Source organism: Streptomyces filipinensis (genome assembly GCF_014649495.1).
Taxonomy (GTDB): Bacteria; Actinomycetota; Actinomycetes; order Streptomycetales; family Streptomycetaceae; genus Streptomyces; species Streptomyces filipinensis.
Genome location: NZ_BMTD01000021.1, coordinates 118542 through 137487 on the forward strand (window position 1 = coordinate 118542; position 18946 = coordinate 137487).

Sequence of the window (18946 nt, forward strand, 5' to 3'; positions counted from 1 at the left end):
GCTCGGATCGCCTCGCAATTGCTCGGTAGTGGGGGGCGGAGTCGGTGGTTCCGTGCTCACCCGACATTTGATGCTCGGTGCACCCATCCAGCACACCCGAAGAACCAGCCAGTTCCGCACCGCGCCGGACAAGACCAAAACCGGCAGTGACGATGGCGAGGATTACGGCAACGCCGCACACGTTGACGGCGTCCGCTGCAGCAGATCTCCAACCAGGAGCGAGCGGACCTCCAGAAGAAACCCAGAACGGGGTGCTGAGGATCCAGACGAGAACCAGATACGCAAAGAAAAGACCCCCGCAACCGTGCCCCTTCCACGGAGCCGTTTGGCGCATAACAGATCCGCCCGCCCCTCGTTCAGCCCTTCCCTGACGACGTCGAGCGCTGTGCCTGACGCAGGTGACCGCGCAGCAGGGCGCGCAGCCGGGGCAGGGGAGCACGAGCGCCCGAGGCATCGAGGAACTCCCCGACGCTCCACGTGATCAGGGCGCCCTGGCGGGAGAGGTAGAGGCCGACCCGGTCGACGCCGTACGCGTCGTCGTAGTCGAGCAGCAGGTACCCGGCGAGCTGCTGCACGGCGGAGCGGTGGATCGTGTGGGGGCGGGTCGTGGCCTTGCAGTCGATGAGCAGTCCTCCCACGATGAAGTCCGCGTCCGCCCCGCCGAGGTCGCCGCTGCCGGCGAAGACGGGCCCGCACACACGCTGCTCGGCCGGTAGCCGCCGGAACCCGGCGAAGGGCTGTTCTGCCAGTTCCATCTGCTCGGCGATGTCCTCCAGCACATACGCCGGCACCGCCGCCGTCAGATGATCCAGCATGGTGTGCTCATCGGCCAGGGCGAGCAGGTTCCGGCGCCGGGAGAAGACGCCGTTGCGGTAGAGGGCCTCGTAGAACCCCGCCACGTGACACAGCCGGGTCAGTTCCTCCTCACCCAGCCGGTGCGCACCCTCCAGGTGGGCCTGAAGACGGGCGAGCAACTGGGTCCCGGCCGTGTGCAAGGCCCGGCGCACCCGAGGACCGGGAGCGCCCTCGATGGGGAGCGGAGCGCTGAGAAGCTCCACGCCTGCGGCGACCGCGCCTCCGGGGCCGCAGCCGAGACCGAGCCGCAGGCGGTAGTCGATGGTGTGCCCGAGAGCCGCATAGTCGGGGCGTCGCTCGTCCATGGGCTGCACCGCGGGCGGAAGTCCCCGCGACCGCTGCAGGTAGGAGCCGACCACCCGCTCCGTACGCGGCAGATGCCGGGCCAGGAACACGGACATCGGCGAGCGCGGGTACTGCAGCTGCCCCGTCAGCGGCAGCGCGGCCAGCGGCACACCCTGCGGCGTACTCGTCACCCACGCGCGCGACGCCTGCCGAATGTGGGCCTCGGCCCACTGGATCCCCCTCGTGTCCAGCACCTCGCGAGCCCGCGTCACCGCCACGTAGATCAGCCGCGCTTCCGCCGGATGAACACCACGCGCACCGGGCTGGTCCACGGCCGGCGTGAACCCGTCCCCGATGCGTACCCTTCTCCACTCGCGGCCCTTGGCCTTGTGCACCGTCGACACCACCACCTGCGCGTGGTCCTCGTCGGTCATTCGGTTCACGGCCGCGATGATCTGCTGCGGCCCGTAGGTGTCGACCAGCTCCACGATGGCCTTCAGCTCCGCTGCCGCGGAGTCCTGCTCGGCGTACTCCTGCACCTCACCCCAGGACGAGAACAAGAACAGCTCATGGTGCGAGGTCCGCCGGCCCGCCTGCAGGTCGACCGCCGCCTCGGCGATCTTCAACAGAGGCTTGCCGCCCCCGGCCAACGCAACCGCGACACCCTGCTCCAGGAAACGCAGCACCTCGGCGAGCGCGTCCGCGTTCCCCCGGCACAGCACCGCATCGGGGACCTCGGCCCGGCCCAGTCCCGAGGCCCCGCCGGCCCGCCCGGTCAGCTGCATCGTCGACGCCGCCGCCCGCAGCCACCGGTTCGCCACCTCGGCGATGGCCGGCCCGAACCGGAACGACTGCGTCAACTCCAGCTGCCGCCCCGGAAACCCGCTCATGATGTCCTTGGCATGCCGCCACTCGTAGATCTGCTGCGCCGGATCCCCGACACACACCCGCTGCGCATCCTGCGCGAGGAAGATCTCCTCCAAGACCGGGTTGGTGTCCTGCGCCTCGTCCAGCAGCACGAAGTCCGCCGGCAGCCTCGGCCGCGTCAGCGCCCACATCTTCAGGTAGTGGTCGTGCTGAAACGGCAGCCCACCCTCAGGTGAGCAGATGTCGTCCCACGCCCACCGCGCCCTCTTCAACAGCACTTGGGCCAGATACTGGGCACCCTGATCATCGAGCCCGTTCACCGGCCCCAGATGCCGCGCCGCCACCTGGTCGTCCGTGCTGTAGCAAAAACGCCGCACCATCTCCATCACGAGCCGCGCCTGCGTCGTCGCCCTCAGCCGCCGCTTGCCGACCGCCAGGTCGCGGTCCAGCCCCAGCAACTTGGCCGTACGCTTCAACGGCATGTGACGAGAGGCATCGAGCCGGTCCTGGAACCGGTGCCCCACCGCTCGGTGGGCCAGCGAATGGGACGTACGGCACTGCACGTTCCCCGCGAACCGCCCCCTGGCCTCGTCCGCGATCGGCTTGTTGAAAGCCACGTACAGGCCCCGGCGCCGCGTCGACGAGCCCATCAGCGCCAGCGTCGACGTCTTGCCCGTACCGGCGCCGGCCACCAGCGCCAGGTCCTGGCCCGCGGCGAACGCCTCCCGGGCCGCCTCCTGCTCGGCCGTAGCCCTCAAGGACACAGTCGCCACCCCATCCCTCCCACCCGTACCACGCAACTCCCGGACCCCGGCACTGTTTCGGCCGCACACCATCAGCAGGGCCCCACCCCCTGACACCCTGTCATCTCAGCCGACCCCTGTTGCGGATCTTCGAGAAGGTGGCTGATCAGTGCGCACCCGCTGCCGGATCGGGCCGGCCGGCGGTGGGCGACGCCGGCCGCCTCTCAGCGCCTGGGGAACGGCTCGCGGTGCGGCGGGCGTGGAAGAGGCCCCAGCGCAGCAGTCCGCGGCGGGTGATGTCCGTCCACAGGGGCAGGTTGGCCAGCAGGTCGTCGAGGTAGGCGGGGCTGATGGCGCCGCGCAGCTCGGGCGTGCGGCCCCGCACCTCCTGCTCCAAGCGCGCGTAGTGGGTGGCGAGGTCTGCGCTGCGGTCCTCGAAGTCGCTCTTGAGACCGAGTGCGGACAGTGTCTCCAGGTAGGACGAGGGCGTTGCCAGGCTCTGCACGCCGAGTCGGGACAGCGCGGGCCGGATGGCCCGGGCCGGGGTCTCCTCGGCCGCCATGATGTCCGAGAAGACCAGCGCTCCGCCCGGTCGCAGGACGCGCACGGCCTCGGCCAGCGCGCCGTCCCGGTCCTCGACATGGCACAGGACCTCCAGGGACCAGACCACGTCGAAGCGCTCGGCCTCGTAGGGCAGGTGGTTGAGGGAGCCGGTGACGACCTCGATCAGGCCGTCCAGCCCGCGTCGGGTGTTGGCCGCGCGGTGGCGCCGGTTGTGCTCCTCGCTGAGGTCCACGGCCACCACCCGGCAGCCGAAGCGCTCGGCGAGCGCACGGGCCGAACCGCCGTACCCCGAACCGAGGTCGAGCACGGTGGCATCGGGGCCCAGCAGGTCCGCGACCCGGTCCGCGGCGTGCTGCACGGTGCGGTGCGAAGCGCCGGCGATCGCCTCGTGCGGGTGGGCGTACACGCCGACGTGGATGTCCTCACCACCCCAGACGGCGTCGTAGAAGGCGTCGACATCGCCGCTCTCGTAGTAGCGGCGGGTTGATTCCTCATGGTCCGCCGCGCTGCTGCCACCGCTGGTGAGATCACTCATGACGGCTGCATTCCCCGCACCGGCGAGAGCGATTCACCCCACCGGTGAGTGCCCGCGATCGGCGCATCGGCGAGAGGCAGCAGCGGATGGCCGGCCGCCGGTGTGTTCGGTGTCGCCACCGCCCAAGGTCCTGGCCCGCCCCGAGCGACTCGGTCACCCGCTCAGCCAGGCCTGCTGGATCAGCAGCAGGCGCGGGCCGCGGCCGACCGCTTCGGGTGGGCGGGATCAGCCCTCCCTGCGCGCGCGGCTGCCCGGGCGGGAGGCGACCCAGGCGCGGATGGTGTCGGCGTTCCAGCAGGGCCTGCCCCACTTGATGTGGTCGGGCGGGGGCAGCAGGCCGTGCTTGCGATAGGACCGTACGGTGTCCGGCTGCACCCTGATGTATGCCGCGATCTCGCTGTAGGACCAGGAAGGAGTGGGGGCGGTCCGGGCCGCTCTGGGCCGGCGCTGGTGGTGCGTGACGTCGTGGACCGAGGTAAGGCCGTCAGCGGTGCGCGAGATGCCGTCGTCTCGGGTGGGGTCGATGAGGGCCGCGACGGAGATCAGCTCGGGAGCGACCGTCCCGTTGCGCTGCGCCTCGCGGTCGGCCCGCTGGGCCAGTGCCGCGACGAGCAGTTCCTCGACCGTGGCGGCCGGCAACTGCTCGACGATGGCGGCGGCCAGGCCGGTGAGCGCCGGCCGCTCGGGGCGCCCCTCGACGTCCGGACCGAACCGGCCGGTCCGGCGGGAGTCCCGCGGCGGGGGTGCGGGGCGGATGCCGCGGTCGGCGACGATGCGCTCGTAGGCCGTGATGTACGGGTGCTGCTCGGCCGGGCCGATACCGCAAGCGGTCAGGAACGTCACCAGCTGCTCGGCGGTGGGCGGCAGTTTCCTGCGCGCCACGATCCGCCAGGCGGTGGTGCGCGGCAGGGGCTTGCGCCCGGGGGTGAGGCGGGCGTCGCTCAGCGAGGGAGCGCCGGCCTGCTCGTAGGCGGCGGCCAGGGCGGCGCCGAGGTCGTCCTCGGTGTGGATGAGGTGGGGAGCCGGGGCCTTGAGATGGCGGAGCCGAGCGCGCTGGGCGGTGCGGCCGCGGGTGCGCAGAAGGCGCGCTCGTGCGTGGTCGGCCGGGTTGCCCGAGCAGGCGCGCACATAGGCGTCGAGAACGGTCGTCGACGGGGCCGCGGCGCCGGATTCGGCGCGCTGGACGGCGCCGCGGGAGACGTTGGCGGCCTCGGCCAGGGCACGCTGGGGCAGCCGTGCGGCCCGGCGCAGGGCGACCAGGTGTTCGGCGAGGTGGGCGAAGGGGCGCTCCGGGGCACCCCCGGCGGGGGAACGGGGCACGGCGGCCGCCTACTTGCCCGCGCCGGAGCGCACGGCGGCCTCCACGAAGACCGCCGCCAGACGCCGGCCGCCACCCGCCGTGGCCAGGGTGGCCGCGCCGATCGCCCCGCAGCCGCTCAGCAGAGCGAACACCGTGTCCAGCGGGGTGCCGGCCAGGAACAGGCCGCTGCCCAGCGCGAGGAAACACAGGAGCAGGATCAGCGCGTGCGTGGGGCCGAACCGCCCCGCGGCCGCGGTCGCTGCGGCGGTGCCCGCCTGGCCGGAGCCGGCGGTGCAGGAGCACGGAGGGACGCTGTCGGCCGCATCCGGGCCGGCCGGGCGGGAGACGAAGAGGTTGCTCATGGTGCGCAGGAATCCGTCCTGACGGGGCCGCCGGCCGGACGCCGGGACCTGGGCTGCTGGTCGCAAAGAAGCGCGGCCCAGGGGCAGTTGGACCCTGCCGGTACAGCGGGCCGCGCGGCACACAGCCTTCCACGCACCGCCCCCGCCCCGCTTCCCCCCGACTCCCCGTTTGCCCGTTATGGGAAAGTCCGGCCCTGTCGGTGTTCCCCGCACCGCCACTGAAGCGGCCACCCGGCCAGGGAGCGAACCGCGCGGTGGCGACGACGTCTTCGGCGGCTGCCGGGCCCGCGGCGGCCCACCGTTTGTTCCGGAGGACTTGCGGTCCGGGCCCGATCGGCAGACGGTGGTGGACAGCACGACACCGACGGCGATCCGCCGGTGTCCTCCTGACGGCTCCCGGTCGCAAGCCCGAACCCGTTCCAGGACCCTGGCAGGCGCGTTGGACCCGCGCCCGCCGACACGTCGGGCCCACACCGCCCTCGGCGCGGGCCCACCGGCCCACAGTGCCTGGGGCACGCCCGTGGTGTGCACGCCGAGGAGGAGGCCGAACCGTACACACGCGCCGCACACATGCCCGGAGAACCTGCTGCCGAAGCCGACCTGCTCATCGCCGTAGGGCCGGCCGTGCAAAGACGTCATCCCGATGGGCGGACCAGGCTCACCGACGGAGATGAGCCAGGGCCCCTTCGGCCACGGGGTAGGGACGTTCACGGGGCAGGAGTTGCCGTGCGGCGTCCAGGTGCCCGCCCAGTACCTGTGCGTGGACGGTACGGGCGAGCGAGGTGACGTCGGTGATGGAGACGATCCACTCGTCGGCGTACAGGCGTGCGGCTTCGCCGGCGAGGCCGAGCTGGAGCGACCGGTGGGCAAGCGGCTGAAGGCGCAGGTCGCGTTCGGGGTCCCATTGCACCCGGGCCGGAGCCCGCTTCAACTGGCGCTTCCATGTGGCCTGATCGGCGTGGAGCCCCTGCTCGTAGTGGGACAGGCAGGCGTGTTCCAGCGCCCACTCGAAACCTTCACGGGAGATCTCGACCGCGAGGACGGTCTCCTGCCCTTCCTTGGTGCCCCACCCGCAGCGGTACATCATCCACAGGAACGACGGCTTGATCCAGGTCATCCGGTCCCGCTGCCACACCGCCGGGAAACGGCCCTCCCGGGCCGCCGGCAGGCCGATCCCCGGGGTGTACGCCTGGTAGACGGTGACCGTGGACTCCGTGTGCAGGGCTCGAATCTGGTACTTGGGTTCTGCCACAAGGACCAGGGTGGGCACACCCGTTCACACGCGCCATCGAATTACCGCGGCGCACGGCCGCCGAGCCCGCGACAGCAGACGAGGGCGGCGGCGAAGCCGGCGAAGGCGAGGAAGCCGCCGACGGGCCGCCGACGGAGCCACCGACGCCGGCGGCCGTCACCGCACCCCCGGCAGGGCGCACGCCGATCGAGACGGGCGGACCGCTCCGCCCGGCGCCGGAACGCGCCTTTGCGCGTCCCCGTGGGTTTCTTGGCCGGAACACGGTGCGCAGGTCCGCTCCCGTACACGTTCGGCCCTTCTGACCTCGCGCCATCAGGCGAAGAGCCGGAATCCGCCGCGGAGTCCGGCTCTTCGATGTGCACACGTCCCGGACTTCGGAACCGGCCGGAGTGGGCGGCCTCATGCGGTGGCGCACCGCTAGGGCATACTGACGCCCCACTCGTGCAACAAAATGTTTAAGGAGGGGCAGTTGGCAGCCTGTTTCAGGACGGTCACCGAGGTGGGAGAGGCCCATCTCGCCCAAGCGGACGCCCTCGGGCGCGCCTTCCAGGAGGCGATCGCCCCCGCCACCGTCAACTACGACTTCGCTCACATCCGCGACGCCGCCGCCCTGCTCCCCGACAGCGACATCGTCAAGGTCGTCCGTGGCTGGGGGCTCCAGGAGGAGGCACCGATCCTGGTGATGGCGCTCTCCCTCAAGGAAGCGGTCCGCCAGGCGCTCCCGCCCGAGGCGGCCCAGGCATCGTTCTGGGACACCGTCGAACGCGGCCTCGTGGACGCCTTCACCCACCTCGCGGCGCAGGAAGGAGAACCGGGACTGGCCTACTACGAGGAGCAGCCGGACCGCACGAGCTACTACCGCGACCTGTTCTTCGCCCTCCAGGACGAGGAAGCCGGCGCGTACCTCTACGCCGTCGCCTTCTGCGCCGACGTCACCGTCGGCCTGAGCAAGTCCCGTGCGGGGACCCTGGACCTCATGGACACCGCACCGTTCGCGGTCCGGCTCAACGCGATCGTCGTACGCCAAAAGCTCACGAACACGGTCTGACCCACCAGGCACAGGTCCCCACGACCGGTCACGGCCCGCCGTCCCGGGCCGCGGAACCGGACACCGCCGCACGGTGCCGGCACACACCGGCTTCCCGCCACCGTGGCCCTCGGCCCCGTCACCCCCCTCTGATTCCGGTCCGCCCCGGAGCCGGGCGCGCCCCAAGACCCGGCAGACCCCCGGGCCGGACCTCCGTCCCCGGGCGCCCGAGAGGACCGAGAGGGCACCGGCCCCCGTGCCGTCCGTCGTTCATCCGTTGCGGCTGATGAAGTCCCGCAGTCTGGCGCGGGGGTCGACGCGGTGCGGCTCCTCTCGCCGGCCGTAGAGCTGCTCCGCCCTGCGGATGCCGTCCAGGAGCAGGTCGCGCATCTGGCGGACCGCCTGCTCCTTCGCCCTGGCGATCCGCTCGCAGCCCTCGTCGGAGCCGGCGGTGGCGAGCGCCTCGGCCAGCTGCCGCTCCCAGGTTTCCAGTGCGGCCCAGGCGTACATCTCCATGTGTCCGGAACCGGAGTGCTGCAGGCCCACCAGCGCCCATCCGCGCGTCTGCGACAAGGCGGACGTGGCGGAGACCCAGCTCGTGGCCAGTTCGGCTGCTCGCTGGGCCAGCTCCTCGTCCGTCATCCGGGAAAGGCCGGAAGGCGTGCGCGGCGTAGGGCTGTTCATGATCCTCCTATTATCGTCATGGAGACGATAAATGATACACGGCGACGGCACGAGGGCCGGGCCGGCCGCACAGGCGAACCGGCCCCCGCGACCGGGCTGTTCATGCAAGGCGGCTTCATGGAACGGGGCGACGACCAGGAAGCCGCGCGGCTCGACCTGCGTATCTGGCGACCGGCGACACCCCGCACGCTCTGACACAGCCGCTCCGCGAGTGGGCCCGATCGCCACATCCAGCTCCTCCCACCCGGCCCCACCCCCCATGAACAGGCACGTGGCCCGAGGTGCGTGCGAGGGCGGACTCGCCGTAGTACTCCTGGGCAGGCAGGGAAACACGTCTGTCCTTCCTTGGAGTCGTCGATGGCTGTTCGCCGTGTCGTGCCCAACATCCAGTCGCAGAGCGCGCACAAGAGCCGGGAGTTCTACGGCCTGCTGGGCTTCGAGGAGGTGATGAACCACGGCTGGATCATGACGCTCGCCTCCCCGTCCGGTCCGACAGCGCAGATCAGCATCATGACCAGCGACAAGACCGCGCCCGTGACCCCCGACATGAGCATCGAGGTGGACGACGTGGACGCGGCCTATGCGGTCATGACGCAGGGCGGCGCGGAGATCGTGCACCCCTTGCAGGACGAGGAGTGGGGCGTGCGGCGGTTCTTCGTCCGTGACCCCGACGGGCGGGTGGTCAACGTGCTCGGCCACCGCTGACGTCCCCTGATGAAGGTACCGCCGTTCACCTTGCCGCTCGGCGCGGCGTACATGCGCGTCCGGCGGACTCCCGAGAGGCGGACGAGAGCGGCGAGGCGGCCGCCACGTCCCGGACGGGTTAATTCTGTGACCGGTGTGGGGGTTAATTTTCCGCTAGTGTGGCGGCGGAGGTGGGTGCGGTGCCGAGCCAGGAAGAGCTTTTCGAGGCGGTGGATGCTCTCTTGGAGGGGCTGCCGCAGTTGCCGGCTCCGGCTGAACGGGCCCGGCTGCGTGAGGCAGCCGGTGTGTCCCAGACGAAGTTGGCCCAGGCCCTGCGGTCCACGGTGCAGACGGTCAAGAACTGGGAGAACGGGCGCACCGAGCCCCGGCCCCCACGACTGCAGGCCTACCAGCGCCTTTTGGAGGGCTGGGCGGCGAAGTACCCGCACGCCGCGGCCCCTGCCGCCACCGGCCCTGCACCGGCGCTCCACACGCACACCCCGGCGCCCGCCCCGGAGCCGGCGTCCCCCGGCCACGATGAGCCGGATTCCGAGGCACTGCCCGGCAGACCGGCCACGGCCGCACCACGACGCCCCGCCTTTCCTGCCGCCGGGGAAGGGCAGCCCCCCGCCGCCCGGCCGGCCCCGCGGCGATCCGCCCGCCCGGCCGCGAAGGGTGCCGTCCAAAGCGGCGACCCGCGATTCCCGAACGGTCCGCTGGCTGTGCTGGATGGTGACGGCCGCGCCTACGGCATGGACGGGATCGTGTTGGACTGCCCCGCGCGCACCGTTGCGGAGTTGGCGGAGTGGACGCTCGCCGAGTCCGGGCTGGGTGCGCCGCGTCTGCACCGCTACGGCAAGGACTGCGATCCGCTGATCGTCCTCACCGCCGCAGCCGCCGTGAAGCTGGGCCTGCCAGAGCGCCTGGAGGGCCCCGAGCAGCGCCGCTCCTTGCGCCTGCCCGCCGACCACCCGGTGGTCAAGCAGGTGACGAAAGCGAAGTGGAAGCTCACCCAGCGCGGTTTCGGGCCGTGGGCGCGGATCTACCGTCCCGCGCGGGAGGGCCTGCGGCAGTGCGTGCAGCTCGCCGTCCTGTCCTGGGACGCGCTGGATGCCAGGGCCTGGCCGGGGGTGGCGGAGATGGAGCCGGCCGACATCGCCCGCGTCCTGGGCGTCTACGCCCAGCGCGTCATCACCCCGCGTGGGTCGACGGCCGTGTCCGGGCTGGAGCTGATGACCGCACTGCGCCCACCCACGAGAGCGGTGCAGGACGGGGCGAGCGGCATGTGGGTCTCCGGCCACAACCCGGGCTCGCTGGGCAGCGAGCCGGTCGACCCGGCGCCGCCGGAGGCCACCGAGGAGCACCCCGTCGTCGTGGGCACCGGCTGGACGGGCGGGTTCCTGGACGAGGAGGCCTACCAGTGGGTGCGCGACGTCGACCTGCTCACCGGTGAGGAGGCGGCCCTTCCGTGGGCGGTCGGCCTGGACCTGAACACCGCTTTCCTCGCGGCCGCGGCCCGTCTGGTCGTCGGCCTGTCCGGCCCGCAGTACGTCAAACGCCCCCACTTCGACAAGCGGATCCCCGGCTCCTGGCTGGTGGACCTGTCCCACATCGAGCTGGATGCGCGCCTGCCCTCCCCGTTCACGCCCACCGGCCGGCGCCCCGAGGGGCCGGCCTGGTACCAGACGCACACCGTCGCCTACGCCCAGGAACTCGGCTACGACGTCCACCCCGTCGAGGCCTACCTGCGGCGGGAGACCGGCGCGTACCTGGACCCGTGGCACGACCGGCTCAGGACCGCCTACGTCGACACCCTTGCCGACCTGGGCGTCACCAAGGACCTCAGCGACCCCGAGTTCCTCGCCGCGATGGAACACCACAAGCAGCTCGACCCCGCTCTGGCGGCCGTCCTCGCGGCCGTCAAGGCCACCGTCAAGGGCGGCGTCGGCAAGCTGCGCGAGCGGCCGCAGGGACGCCACTACAAGGACGGGGAACGGTGGCCGGCGCTTGAGCGCCCGACCTGGCGTCCCGACATCCGCGCCGCCGTCATCAGCAAGGCGCGGGTCAACATGCACCGCAAGATCCTCAACATGGCCAAGATGACGGGCCGCTACCCGCTTGCGGTGCTGTCCGACTGCGTCGTCTACCCCAGCCCCGGCCGCAGCCCGCTGGACTTCCTGCCCTACAGCACCAGCGGCAAGCCGATCCCCGGCACCTTCCGCCTCGGACCCACCCCCGGTCTGGCGAAGGTCGAAGGCGTGCAGACGATGGCCTGGGCGGTCGATGTGATGGAGCAGGGCCACAACCCCGCCCGCCACATCAAGGGCGACGGCCACGACGCGGTCGCCGACGAAGGAGAGTAGGGCCGTGGGTGACATCGACGACGCCCTTGAGCGCGCCGACCAGGAGGCGTTCACCAAGGCACCGCCCAAGACCCTCAAGGGCCAGATCAGCTATCTGCTGGGTCAGCTGAAGACGGCCAAGGCCGTGGCGGCGGAGCTCGGCATCACCGCCGACTCCGTCAACCGCTACCGGCGCGGTGCCCGCAAACACCCGCCCCGGCACATCCAGGACAAGATCGATGCCGCCGTACGCTCGCGCTGGCAGCCTCGCGTGCGCAGGCGCCGGCAGGAACAGGCCGCCACCATCGGTGGGATCACCGTGGAAACACGCGCCCAGCTGGGCTACACCGCCCCGATCGGCACGACCGACGACGCTCGCCTCAGACGCCTGACCGTCCATCTTCCCCCCGAGTATGCGCGCCGCCTGTTCGACGCCCGCGCACAGAACGCCGGCGACCAGCAGATGCGCGACATCGTGGCGGAGGGACTGCAGGAGGTGTACTTCAAAGACGGCGGACGCCGTGCCGCCCAACTCCATGTCACCCTCAATGACATCGACTACATCGACGTGTCCTTCTGATCACCGGCCGACACTGCTCCCACCCCCGCGGTGCCTGAGCGCCGCCGGCGCCGTGGCGAGCGGGCGAGCGGGTGTTCGGTCAGAGCGGCAGGACCGGCTGGGCCCGCCGTTTGACGGTGGCCCTCCGCCCGGTGAGGAAGTCCTTGACGGCGGCCCGGTCCGGCAGCAGGGTCACGGTCCGGGGCTTGGGCCGGTGTCCGGCGGTGAGCTCGGTCAGGAATCCGTGGTGACGATCCGTCGTGCCGGCGCATCATGCACGTCGTCAAGGACGCCGTGCTCGATGAGGCGGGCGGCGCTCTCGTCCAGGGCGTCTTCGATGCCGCGGCAGGCGCGGGCCGCGTCCTGCCGGAAGTCCTGCCGCGCGAGAGACAGGGCCTGCCGGAGCAGGCGGTGATGAAGCCGGCCGTGCTCGCCGTCGGGAGCGGCGAAACGCCCCCCGGACACCGGCATCACAGGTGGCGCTGACCGTAGCGGGTGCCGGACGGCTTCGGGCCGGCTCCCCGAAACCCCGTCCGCCGACGCGAGGTGGGGCAGCACACGGAGAGTGGGCGCACGCAGCCACGGAAACGATCCCGCCGTCCCTGGCCGCCGGAGCCCGGCGGGACGGTGCGTCTGCCGCCGGCAAGGCCCCCAGCGCTGCGGGCGGGCCGGTTACGCCCTCGGGGCGTACCTCGATGGACCCGACCTGGTGGCGGAGCAGATCTGCGGCCGCGTTCTCCTCGGCCTCGGAAGCTGTTGGGGCTGCTGGCGGGTGCTGGGGTGCGTTGCCACACCGGAGCGCCTGTGCGCCCTGCACGCCCTCTCCACGGACACGGCCTGTACGCCGCACGGTCAGATCGTGGGGGACACCTGGGAGCAGGAGTGTGTGGGGCGCGGTGACGGCAGCGGATGCCCGGATGCGGCCGTACTGACGGTCGACGCGGGGATCGCGGTGTACCGGTGCGATGACTGCCGGCACTACTGGGAGCTGGACGAGACGGAGCCGGGACGCCGGGCGGACGGGGATGACGGGCGGGCCCGGCCGCTGGGGGATCCCAGGGAGGCAGGGCCGGGAACAGCGGCGTAGTGCGACGTCGCCCCGGTACCGGGGCGGTGGTCACCGGAGTGCGGAGACGGAACCCAGGCACGTCCACCAGGGGGCGCCGAGGCCCCGCCCCGCACGGGGCCTCGGTGCCGGCGGACACATGGCGTCGCCGGAGCGGGGTCAGGTGAGGTTCTTCTCCAGCGCGGTCAGGTAGCTGTGCATGAAGTGGTCGCGGACGCCGTCGCTGGCGGGTGCCAGTGGGTCGGCGAGCAGGCCGGCGGCGTGGTCGGTGAGGCCGCCGACCAGAGGCATTGCTTCGCGGACCTTGCCGTGGGAGTCGATGTAGCGCAGCGCGTCGACGTGGGTGTAGGGAGGCGCGGGCGGCATCTGGGGAACGATGTCGTTGTTGTTGACGAACCGGTACATCCGGTCCTTGAAGCCCTTGTTGTAGGCCTTCGCCAGGACGCTGTCGCAGGTGCGGGGCTGGCCGTAGGTGTAGACGCCGTCCGCGGCCAGGCGCGGCTCCTCCAGGTACATGCGGGCGCCGGCGAGCATGGCGAGGGCTCCGCCGAGGCTGTGCCCGGTGAACCAGACGGTCTGCCCGTTGGTGCGCAGCTCCGCGTGGGTGTTCTTCACGTCGGGCCAGACCGACTCCAGCGCTTCGCCGAAGCCGTCGTGGACGTAGCCGGTGCCGGCCGGGCCGGTTCGGGGCGGGGTCGTGGCATCGGAGAGCCAGTCCTTGATCTGCTGCGGTTCTGTTCCGCGGAACGCCGTGACGATCATGTCGTCGCTGGCCATGGTGTAGGCCTGCGTGTCCTGCAGCGGGAACGGCGGTGTGAACCGTGTCCGGTGGTGGCGGACGGTGTCGAACCCCCACTGCCCGGACTGTGCCTCGATGGTGGCCTCGTCCTTGTATGCCAGGTCCGAGGCCAGTGCGAGCCAGTAGGCGCGTTTGAGGCTGTAGTCGGTGGAACGGTGATCGATCTTCACGGGTACAGCCACAGCGGCATCCTCCTGGCTCGGACCGGGCATCGGCGGGCCGGCCGCCCGGGCATCGGCAGCCCTTCGGCCGGACTCCGCCCCGCCGGAGGCATGGGCCTCCGGCGCTACAGCCCTTCCACGTCGAAACGCCGACGGCCTCACGGTTCACTCGGATGGAGAGAGCGCACCGGGCGGTGAGCGCGAGTACCTCCCTCGGCGCGCGGAGTTGCAGCGGGCGGCGGAGCTCGTGGACGCCGCTCTCGCGCACTTTGCCGCGCACCTGTCGGGCCCGGTCCTCCGGCGAGTCCTGGACGCTGTGGCCATGGGGCCACTACTACGTATTACGTAGTATCGTATAACGTAGTAGTGGGGAGGAACGAAGGAGGTGCCTGATGCCGCGTCAACGAGACCGCGTCGGATGGGCCGAACCCGCGCTGCTGATCCTGGCCAGCCTGGCCGACGGACCCAAGCACGGCTACGCGATCACCAAGGACGTCGAGGAACAGACATCCATCAGACTGGGACCGGGCACGCTGTATGCCGCCATCGCGCGGCTGGAGGAACGCGGCCTGGTCGCGCCGCTGGACGAGGACGAGCGTCGGCGGCCCTACCGGCTCACCGCGCAGGGCCAGACCGTGCTCGACGACAAACTCCGGGCGATGGCCCGCTTCGCACGCACCGGGTTGACCCGGCTGGGGGTGGCAAACGCGTGATCAACATGGCGGCCCGGATGGCCTTGCGGGCATACCCTCCCTCGTTCCGGGAGCGCTACGGCTGCGAGCTTGAAGCACTGGTCGAGGACACCGGCGCCGGCCCGAGTGTCGTCGCGGACCTCTTTTCCGGTGCGCTGCGGGCGTGGCTTCGCCCGGTGATGCCCGACGAGTCCGCCGAACGGCGCCGCCGCCGCATGCAGGCAAGCGTCGCCACCACCTGGGTCACCTGGTGCGCCGCACTGTATGCCCTGCCGGTGCTGCGCTTCGTCCTGTCCGAGGAGCCCTGGCCGACTCCGGATTCACTACGTCGACTGCTCGACGTCGCGCAGTACGCGATGTACGGCGCCGGCCTCGTCCTGCTGGTCGGCGCCCTCGCGCTCCTTGCGGAATCCTCCAGGACCGGCAGCTGGACCGCGTGGCGCCCGCTGGTGGCTCTGATCCCGACGCTTCCCACGTGGCTGATCGCGCCGTTGCTCCTGGCATTCGCCTCCATCGACCCGGTCTCCTACTGGGTCGGGGCCCTGGGGATGCTCGGGCCGGCGGCGTTCCTCGTCACCGCGGCGGTCACGCCGGCCGTCGTCGTCACCCGGTGCCGGCCATCTGCCAAGGTGTTGCGGCTGCTTGCCCTGTCCGGGGTCGCGGTGGCGTTCGCCGTGACGACGACAGGCATCGCCTGTGCCGCGACGCTGGCCATGGACACCGATGACGCAGCCCAGCTGGTCACGATCCCCCTGCTCGCCGTCACCGTGGCCGCATCTGCGGCAGCCCTGGTCAGCTCCGGTCGCGGAGCCAAGGCCGCGCTGCACAAAGAGCGTCCGGTGGATCTCGACGGAGATGTGTGAGTGACGCGGTGACGCACCCGCCCCCGGCGGACGCCGGCCGGCTGCCGCAGCTGCTGCGCCGGCCTTCGCCCGCCGGCCCGTGCCCTTCCGCTCCACGTGGCCGCGACGGCTGAACGAGGCGAAGGGGCGCAGAGCGCGGCGACGTTCACCGCGGCAGCCGTCTCACCTCGGGCCGGCGACCGAGAAGACCCGACGAAGCCTCACCGGCCCGCGGCACCCGCGTCGGTGTTCTCGGCCTGCCGTCCGTGCGGAGCAGTCGTGTCCGTCGCCGGGCAGGCCCATGACGTTCACCAGGGGTTCCTCGCCCGCGGGGATCTCGAAGGTGAAGTTCGCTCCTGACGGGATCGCCACGAGCGAGCACCGGCCGCCGAAGGTCCGCGGCGGACAGGGCTCCCAGGGGCTTCCGGGACGCCGGCCCGCCGCGGTCTGCTCGGTCGGCCCCTACCAAGTCCGGTGCACGGGCAGGACACGCGGCGGTGGCCCCCTCAGTCAGCGGTTGTGGGGGCTCAGCAGCGCGGCGGCAGCGGCGATGAAGGCCTCGGACGCTTCCTTGGCCGCATGCCGCCGGGCGTCCAGCTCGGTGCGGCCGGTGGCCTTGCGTAGCGCGTACGTGGCATCTGCGGCCTGCTGGGCGGGGCCGGCCAGCTCGGGGACCAGGACCTGAAGGCGGAGGTGGGGCGCGGTGATCGCCGTCCGGGTGTCGTGGGACCTCGTCTGAGCCTCCAGCTGGTGCTCGCTGCCCGCCTCGGCCAGGGCCAGACGCTCCCGGTGGAACATGGCCGAGCGGTGCGCGTCCAGGGCGGCCGCGAAGTCGGTGACGGCGCCGAGCTGGTCCTGGCGGTGGCTGTCGGCCCGCTGCTCGGCGCGCGCGGTGCGTGCCGAACGGTGCTGGAGAAGCCCGGCGGTCAGGGCACCGGCGAGCGTACCGAGTACGGCGACGATCGAAGGCCATATGGACATCGGGTGCGGGGTCCTCTCGGACGGTCGGTTTCGGTGGTGAGGCCGGCGGACAGCAAGGTACGCGTCGGCGGCTTCGGTGGCCGGGCCGCGCCTGCGGCACACGTGCCGGCGCGCTTCCAGAACCCGGCAGCACGTTTCTCGTCGCTGCACCTGACTGTTCCTGCGGTGGCCAAGTCCATTCCCGGCAAAACTTGAGTGGTTAGGGGAAAATACCGCCCGCAGTGTCCGACGGGCTCGTTAGCCCCGTCTGACCTGCACTTTTCCTGCGGACGCTGCTCCCTGCGGAACAACGAAGAGACCACCCGTCCCGCCGGGGTGGTCTCTTCGTCCCAGGGCCTGTCCGACGGGTCGCGTCACCGCCCCCGCACCCGACAGTACTTTCACCCGAATGGCGCAACATGACGTGCCACCCACATGGGTGAAGATCAGGCTGGCTAGTGCCCCGACCGAGGCAATCCGTGAAAGGGGAACCACATGCGTATTCGACGAATCCTCGCCGCCGTCGTCGCCACGGCGGCCCTCGCCGGACTCGGCCTCACAGGCGTCGCCACCGCCGCCACCGCACAGGGCACCCACTCCTACGTCACCCCTTCTGAGTGCAGGCAGGGTGGCGGAACGGCCGATCTGACGGACAACCTCTGCAAGGGCGGTACGCACAACGGGGAGAAGATCGACTGAACCTTACAAGGCGCCCCGCAGCCACGCGCCGCGGGGCGCTCCCGCGCGAGCGCAGCGAGCTGCCGGGGTTCACGCGGCCGTAGGCCGCACCTTGAGGCCGCGCTCGTCTCTGCAGCCGGCGGTCGGGCCGGCCGACGGCGTCCGCGGCGGTCAGCGGGTGCGGAGACTGCTGGTGTACACGTCCGTACGGTTGTGTGGTGTGCCGGAGTGGGTCTCGGTGAGTACCGCCCGTACCCCCTTGCCGTCTGCCGCCAGGCCTTGGTAGTCGCCGAGGAAGTAGCCCCCGGCGAACGGTGCCTGCAGCCAGTCGAAGACCCGCGAGATCCGCCGTTCGGTCCTGAGCTTCGGGTTTCCGTGCGCCAGCGTGGCCAGTTGGTAGGCGGTGGGCAACGTGGTGGTGTTGCCGGGCCTGAGGAAACGCAGGTCGTAGTAGGTGAGCGCGACCGTGCCCCGCGCGGTGACCGCGATCGACGGGGAGAAGGCCGCAACGCCCTTGGGGCTGATCAGCTCCGGGGTCCCCCAGGTGCGTCCGCCGTCGGTGGACCGCACGAGCTGGACGGAGTCGAACTTTCCACCGGAGAAGTCCGAGCCCTCGTAGGCCATGTACAGCGTGCCTGTCTCGGGGTCGACGGCCGGGCTCGGCAGGGTGGACGCGGCGCGCAGCAGTGTGGTGGGGTCGTTCGGGTCGACCTCCGGTACGGAGGTGTCCCGGGCCACGGTGACCGGGGCGCTCCAGGTCTGTCCGGCGTCGGTCGAGGTGACCACCTCGTAGCGGGCTTCGACGACGGTGCTCAGGTCGTCGGAGTAGGTGATCCGGTCGAAGAAGTCGTACAGGGTGCCGGTGCACCGGTCGGCGACGATCAGATGGCCGATGGTCTGGGTGTTGGGCACGGTGCTGGTGCCGACGAACGGCCGGGCCTTGCTCCAGGTGCGGCCGCCGTCGCGGGTGAGGGAGATGTAGCCGGGACCGTCGAGGGAGCTGGGGCCGGGTGGGTCGTTGTCGAGGCGGTCCCAGACCTGGTAGGCGGTGCCCTTGCGGACCGGGTCGGCGGTCAGTGAGGGCTTGTCGTTGAAGAACGGCTGCTCGTCGACGTGCGTGGTGGTGAGGTTCTGCCAAGTGCGGCCGCCGTCGCGGGACGTGACGGCCAGGAGGGCGCTGCGCGTGCTCTTCGTGAAGTCGACGCCCTCCCCGCCGGCGTAGACCGTGCCGTCCGGTCCGGTGCTCACCCAGGGGTCGGTGGCCCGTTCGTAGTCCGCGCCGCCCGGGGCGCACAGGCTGAACGGCAGCGTGCTCCGGTGGAAGGTGTGGCCGTCCGTGGTCCAGCCGGCCGCCAGGCCACGGGCACCGCCGTCGTTCCAGCGGTCCTGCTGGAACACGGTGACCACGCGCTGGGGTTCGCGCGGATCGACGGACAGGTACGGCTCGACCTCGGTGCCCGGGTAGACGACGCTGCCGGGGGACCTCGCTCCGATGGCGCACTTCGCGTACGGGTCGCCGTGGGACACCCTGACCAGGGGAGTGCCGCCGGGGTTTTGGTCTGCTGCGGCAAAAGTCGCGCCGGTGACCGTCACGAGCACGAGCGCGGCGGTGGTGACGGCGGTCAGGGGCAGGAAGACGCGCATGCGGGATCTCCTCCGGGCCTGTCGGCCGGGGTACGGGACCGCCGT

18 protein-coding genes and 1 pseudogene are annotated in these 18946 nt (G+C 71.5%); 9 read left to right on the forward strand and 10 right to left on the reverse strand.

What is annotated here, in order from left to right:
* Positions 1-356: 356 nt before the first annotated feature.
* From IE244_RS34420 to IE244_RS34445, 6 genes and pseudogenes are all read right to left on the reverse strand, one after another.
* Positions 357-2780: a UvrD-helicase domain-containing protein gene (locus IE244_RS34420; protein ID WP_229854569.1), complete on the reverse strand. Its 2424-nt coding sequence runs from the start codon at positions 2778-2780 to the stop codon at positions 357-359.
* A gap of 136 nt (positions 2781-2916) precedes the next feature.
* Positions 2917-3849 carry an SAM-dependent methyltransferase gene (locus IE244_RS34425; RefSeq protein WP_191877505.1) on the reverse strand — a complete coding sequence of 311 codons (933 nt, stop codon included), beginning with the start codon at positions 3847-3849 and terminating at the stop codon, positions 2917-2919.
* 225 nt (positions 3850-4074) lie between these two features.
* Positions 4075-4242, reverse strand: coding sequence for a helix-turn-helix transcriptional regulator (locus IE244_RS34430; RefSeq protein WP_191877546.1), 168 nt, complete (start codon positions 4240-4242; stop codon positions 4075-4077).
* A gap of 759 nt (positions 4243-5001) precedes the next feature.
* Positions 5002-5169 (reverse strand): annotated as a pseudogene (locus IE244_RS42415) (helix-turn-helix domain-containing protein); the annotation flags it as partial.
* A 9-nt stretch (positions 5170-5178) separates the two neighbouring features.
* Positions 5179-5511 (reverse strand): hypothetical protein, encoded by a 333-nt coding sequence (locus tag IE244_RS34440; RefSeq protein WP_191877506.1) that lies wholly within the window; start codon positions 5509-5511, stop codon positions 5179-5181.
* A 658-nt stretch (positions 5512-6169) separates the two neighbouring features.
* Positions 6170-6763 carry a DUF4291 domain-containing protein gene (locus IE244_RS34445; RefSeq protein ID WP_191877507.1) on the reverse strand — a complete coding sequence of 198 codons (594 nt, stop codon included), beginning with the start codon at positions 6761-6763 and terminating at the stop codon, positions 6170-6172.
* A 469-nt stretch (positions 6764-7232) separates the two neighbouring features.
* Here IE244_RS34445 and IE244_RS34450 point away from each other — a divergent pair, with 469 nt between their 5' ends.
* A complete protein-coding gene (locus IE244_RS34450) occupies positions 7233-7811 on the forward strand; it encodes a Type-2Aa cytolytic delta-endotoxin (RefSeq protein ID WP_191877508.1) in 579 nt (192 codons plus the stop codon).
* 249 nt (positions 7812-8060) lie between these two features.
* Here IE244_RS34450 and IE244_RS34455 read toward each other — a convergent pair whose 3' ends face one another.
* Positions 8061-8474 (reverse strand): hypothetical protein, encoded by a 414-nt coding sequence (locus IE244_RS34455; protein ID WP_191877509.1) that lies wholly within the window; start codon positions 8472-8474, stop codon positions 8061-8063.
* A gap of 357 nt (positions 8475-8831) precedes the next feature.
* Here IE244_RS34455 and IE244_RS34460 point away from each other — a divergent pair, with 357 nt between their 5' ends.
* The 5 genes from IE244_RS34460 to IE244_RS42420 all read left to right on the forward strand — a co-directional run bounded on the left by IE244_RS34460 (position 8832) and on the right by IE244_RS42420 (position 13146).
* Positions 8832-9179: a VOC family protein gene (locus IE244_RS34460; RefSeq protein ID WP_191877510.1), complete on the forward strand. Its 348-nt coding sequence runs from the start codon at positions 8832-8834 to the stop codon at positions 9177-9179.
* 179 nt (positions 9180-9358) lie between these two features.
* Positions 9359-11521, forward strand: a complete 2163-nt coding sequence (tap, locus tag IE244_RS34465; RefSeq protein WP_191877511.1) for a telomere-associated protein Tap — start codon at positions 9359-9361, stop codon at positions 11519-11521.
* A gap of 4 nt (positions 11522-11525) precedes the next feature.
* Positions 11526-12080, forward strand: a complete 555-nt coding sequence (gene tpg / locus IE244_RS34470; protein WP_191877512.1) for a telomere-protecting terminal protein Tpg — start codon at positions 11526-11528, stop codon at positions 12078-12080.
* A 252-nt stretch (positions 12081-12332) separates the two neighbouring features.
* Positions 12333-12545, forward strand: a complete 213-nt coding sequence (locus IE244_RS34475) for a hypothetical protein (protein WP_191877513.1) — start codon at positions 12333-12335, stop codon at positions 12543-12545.
* Positions 12546-12768: 223 nt separating this feature from the next.
* On the forward strand, positions 12769-13146 hold the full coding sequence (locus IE244_RS42420; protein WP_229854570.1) for a hypothetical protein: 378 nt from the start codon (positions 12769-12771) through the stop codon (positions 13144-13146).
* 138 nt (positions 13147-13284) lie between these two features.
* Here IE244_RS42420 and IE244_RS34485 read toward each other — a convergent pair whose 3' ends face one another.
* On the reverse strand, positions 13285-14106 hold the full coding sequence (locus IE244_RS34485) for a lipase family protein (RefSeq protein WP_229854572.1): 822 nt from the start codon (positions 14104-14106) through the stop codon (positions 13285-13287).
* Positions 14107-14477: 371 nt separating this feature from the next.
* On the opposite strand from IE244_RS34485, the gene IE244_RS34490 reads away from it, so the two are divergent.
* Both IE244_RS34490 and IE244_RS34495 read left to right on the forward strand, forming a co-directional pair.
* Positions 14478-14798, forward strand: coding sequence for a PadR family transcriptional regulator (locus tag IE244_RS34490; protein ID WP_191877515.1), 321 nt, complete (start codon positions 14478-14480; stop codon positions 14796-14798).
* Positions 14795-15640 (forward strand): hypothetical protein, encoded by an 846-nt coding sequence (locus IE244_RS34495; RefSeq protein ID WP_191877516.1) that lies wholly within the window; start codon positions 14795-14797, stop codon positions 15638-15640. The genes IE244_RS34490 and IE244_RS34495 overlap by 4 nt, the downstream gene beginning before the upstream one ends.
* A 489-nt stretch (positions 15641-16129) precedes the next feature.
* On the opposite strand, the gene kilB is transcribed toward IE244_RS34495, so the two are convergent.
* On the reverse strand, positions 16130-16600 hold the full coding sequence (gene kilB / locus IE244_RS34500; RefSeq protein WP_229854573.1) for a plasmid transfer protein KilB: 471 nt from the start codon (positions 16598-16600) through the stop codon (positions 16130-16132).
* Between the two features lie 474 nt (positions 16601-17074).
* Here kilB and IE244_RS34505 point away from each other — a divergent pair, with 474 nt between their 5' ends.
* A complete protein-coding gene (locus tag IE244_RS34505; RefSeq protein ID WP_191877517.1) occupies positions 17075-17278 on the forward strand; it encodes a hypothetical protein in 204 nt (67 codons plus the stop codon).
* Between the two features lie 150 nt (positions 17279-17428).
* On the opposite strand, the gene IE244_RS34510 is transcribed toward IE244_RS34505, so the two are convergent.
* Positions 17429-18901 carry a sialidase family protein gene (locus tag IE244_RS34510; RefSeq protein ID WP_191877518.1) on the reverse strand — a complete coding sequence of 491 codons (1473 nt, stop codon included), beginning with the start codon at positions 18899-18901 and terminating at the stop codon, positions 17429-17431.
* Positions 18902-18946 lie beyond the last annotated feature (45 nt).

What these genes read in the sequence shown, in the direction of transcription:
- IE244_RS34425 (WP_191877505.1), bottom strand. Translation starts at nt 3,849, where the DNA reads ATGAGTGATCTCACCAGCGGTGGCAGCAGCGCGGCGGACCATGAGGAA.
- IE244_RS34440 (WP_191877506.1), bottom strand. Translation starts at nt 5,511, where the DNA reads ATGAGCAACCTCTTCGTCTCCCGCCCGGCCGGCCCGGATGCGGCCGAC.
- IE244_RS34455 (WP_191877509.1), bottom strand. Translation starts at nt 8,474, where the DNA reads ATGAACAGCCCTACGCCGCGCACGCCTTCCGGCCTTTCCCGGATGACG.
- IE244_RS34460 (WP_191877510.1), top strand. Translation starts at nt 8,832, where the DNA reads ATGGCTGTTCGCCGTGTCGTGCCCAACATCCAGTCGCAGAGCGCGCAC.
- IE244_RS34475 (WP_191877513.1), top strand. Translation starts at nt 12,333, where the DNA reads ATGCACGTCGTCAAGGACGCCGTGCTCGATGAGGCGGGCGGCGCTCTC.
- IE244_RS34490 (WP_191877515.1), top strand. Translation starts at nt 14,478, where the DNA reads ATGCCGCGTCAACGAGACCGCGTCGGATGGGCCGAACCCGCGCTGCTG.
- kilB (WP_229854573.1), bottom strand. Translation starts at nt 16,600, where the DNA reads ATGTCCATATGGCCTTCGATCGTCGCCGTACTCGGTACGCTCGCCGGT.
- IE244_RS34505 (WP_191877517.1), top strand. Translation starts at nt 17,075, where the DNA reads ATGCGTATTCGACGAATCCTCGCCGCCGTCGTCGCCACGGCGGCCCTC.
- IE244_RS34510 (WP_191877518.1), bottom strand. Translation starts at nt 18,901, where the DNA reads ATGCGCGTCTTCCTGCCCCTGACCGCCGTCACCACCGCCGCGCTCGTG.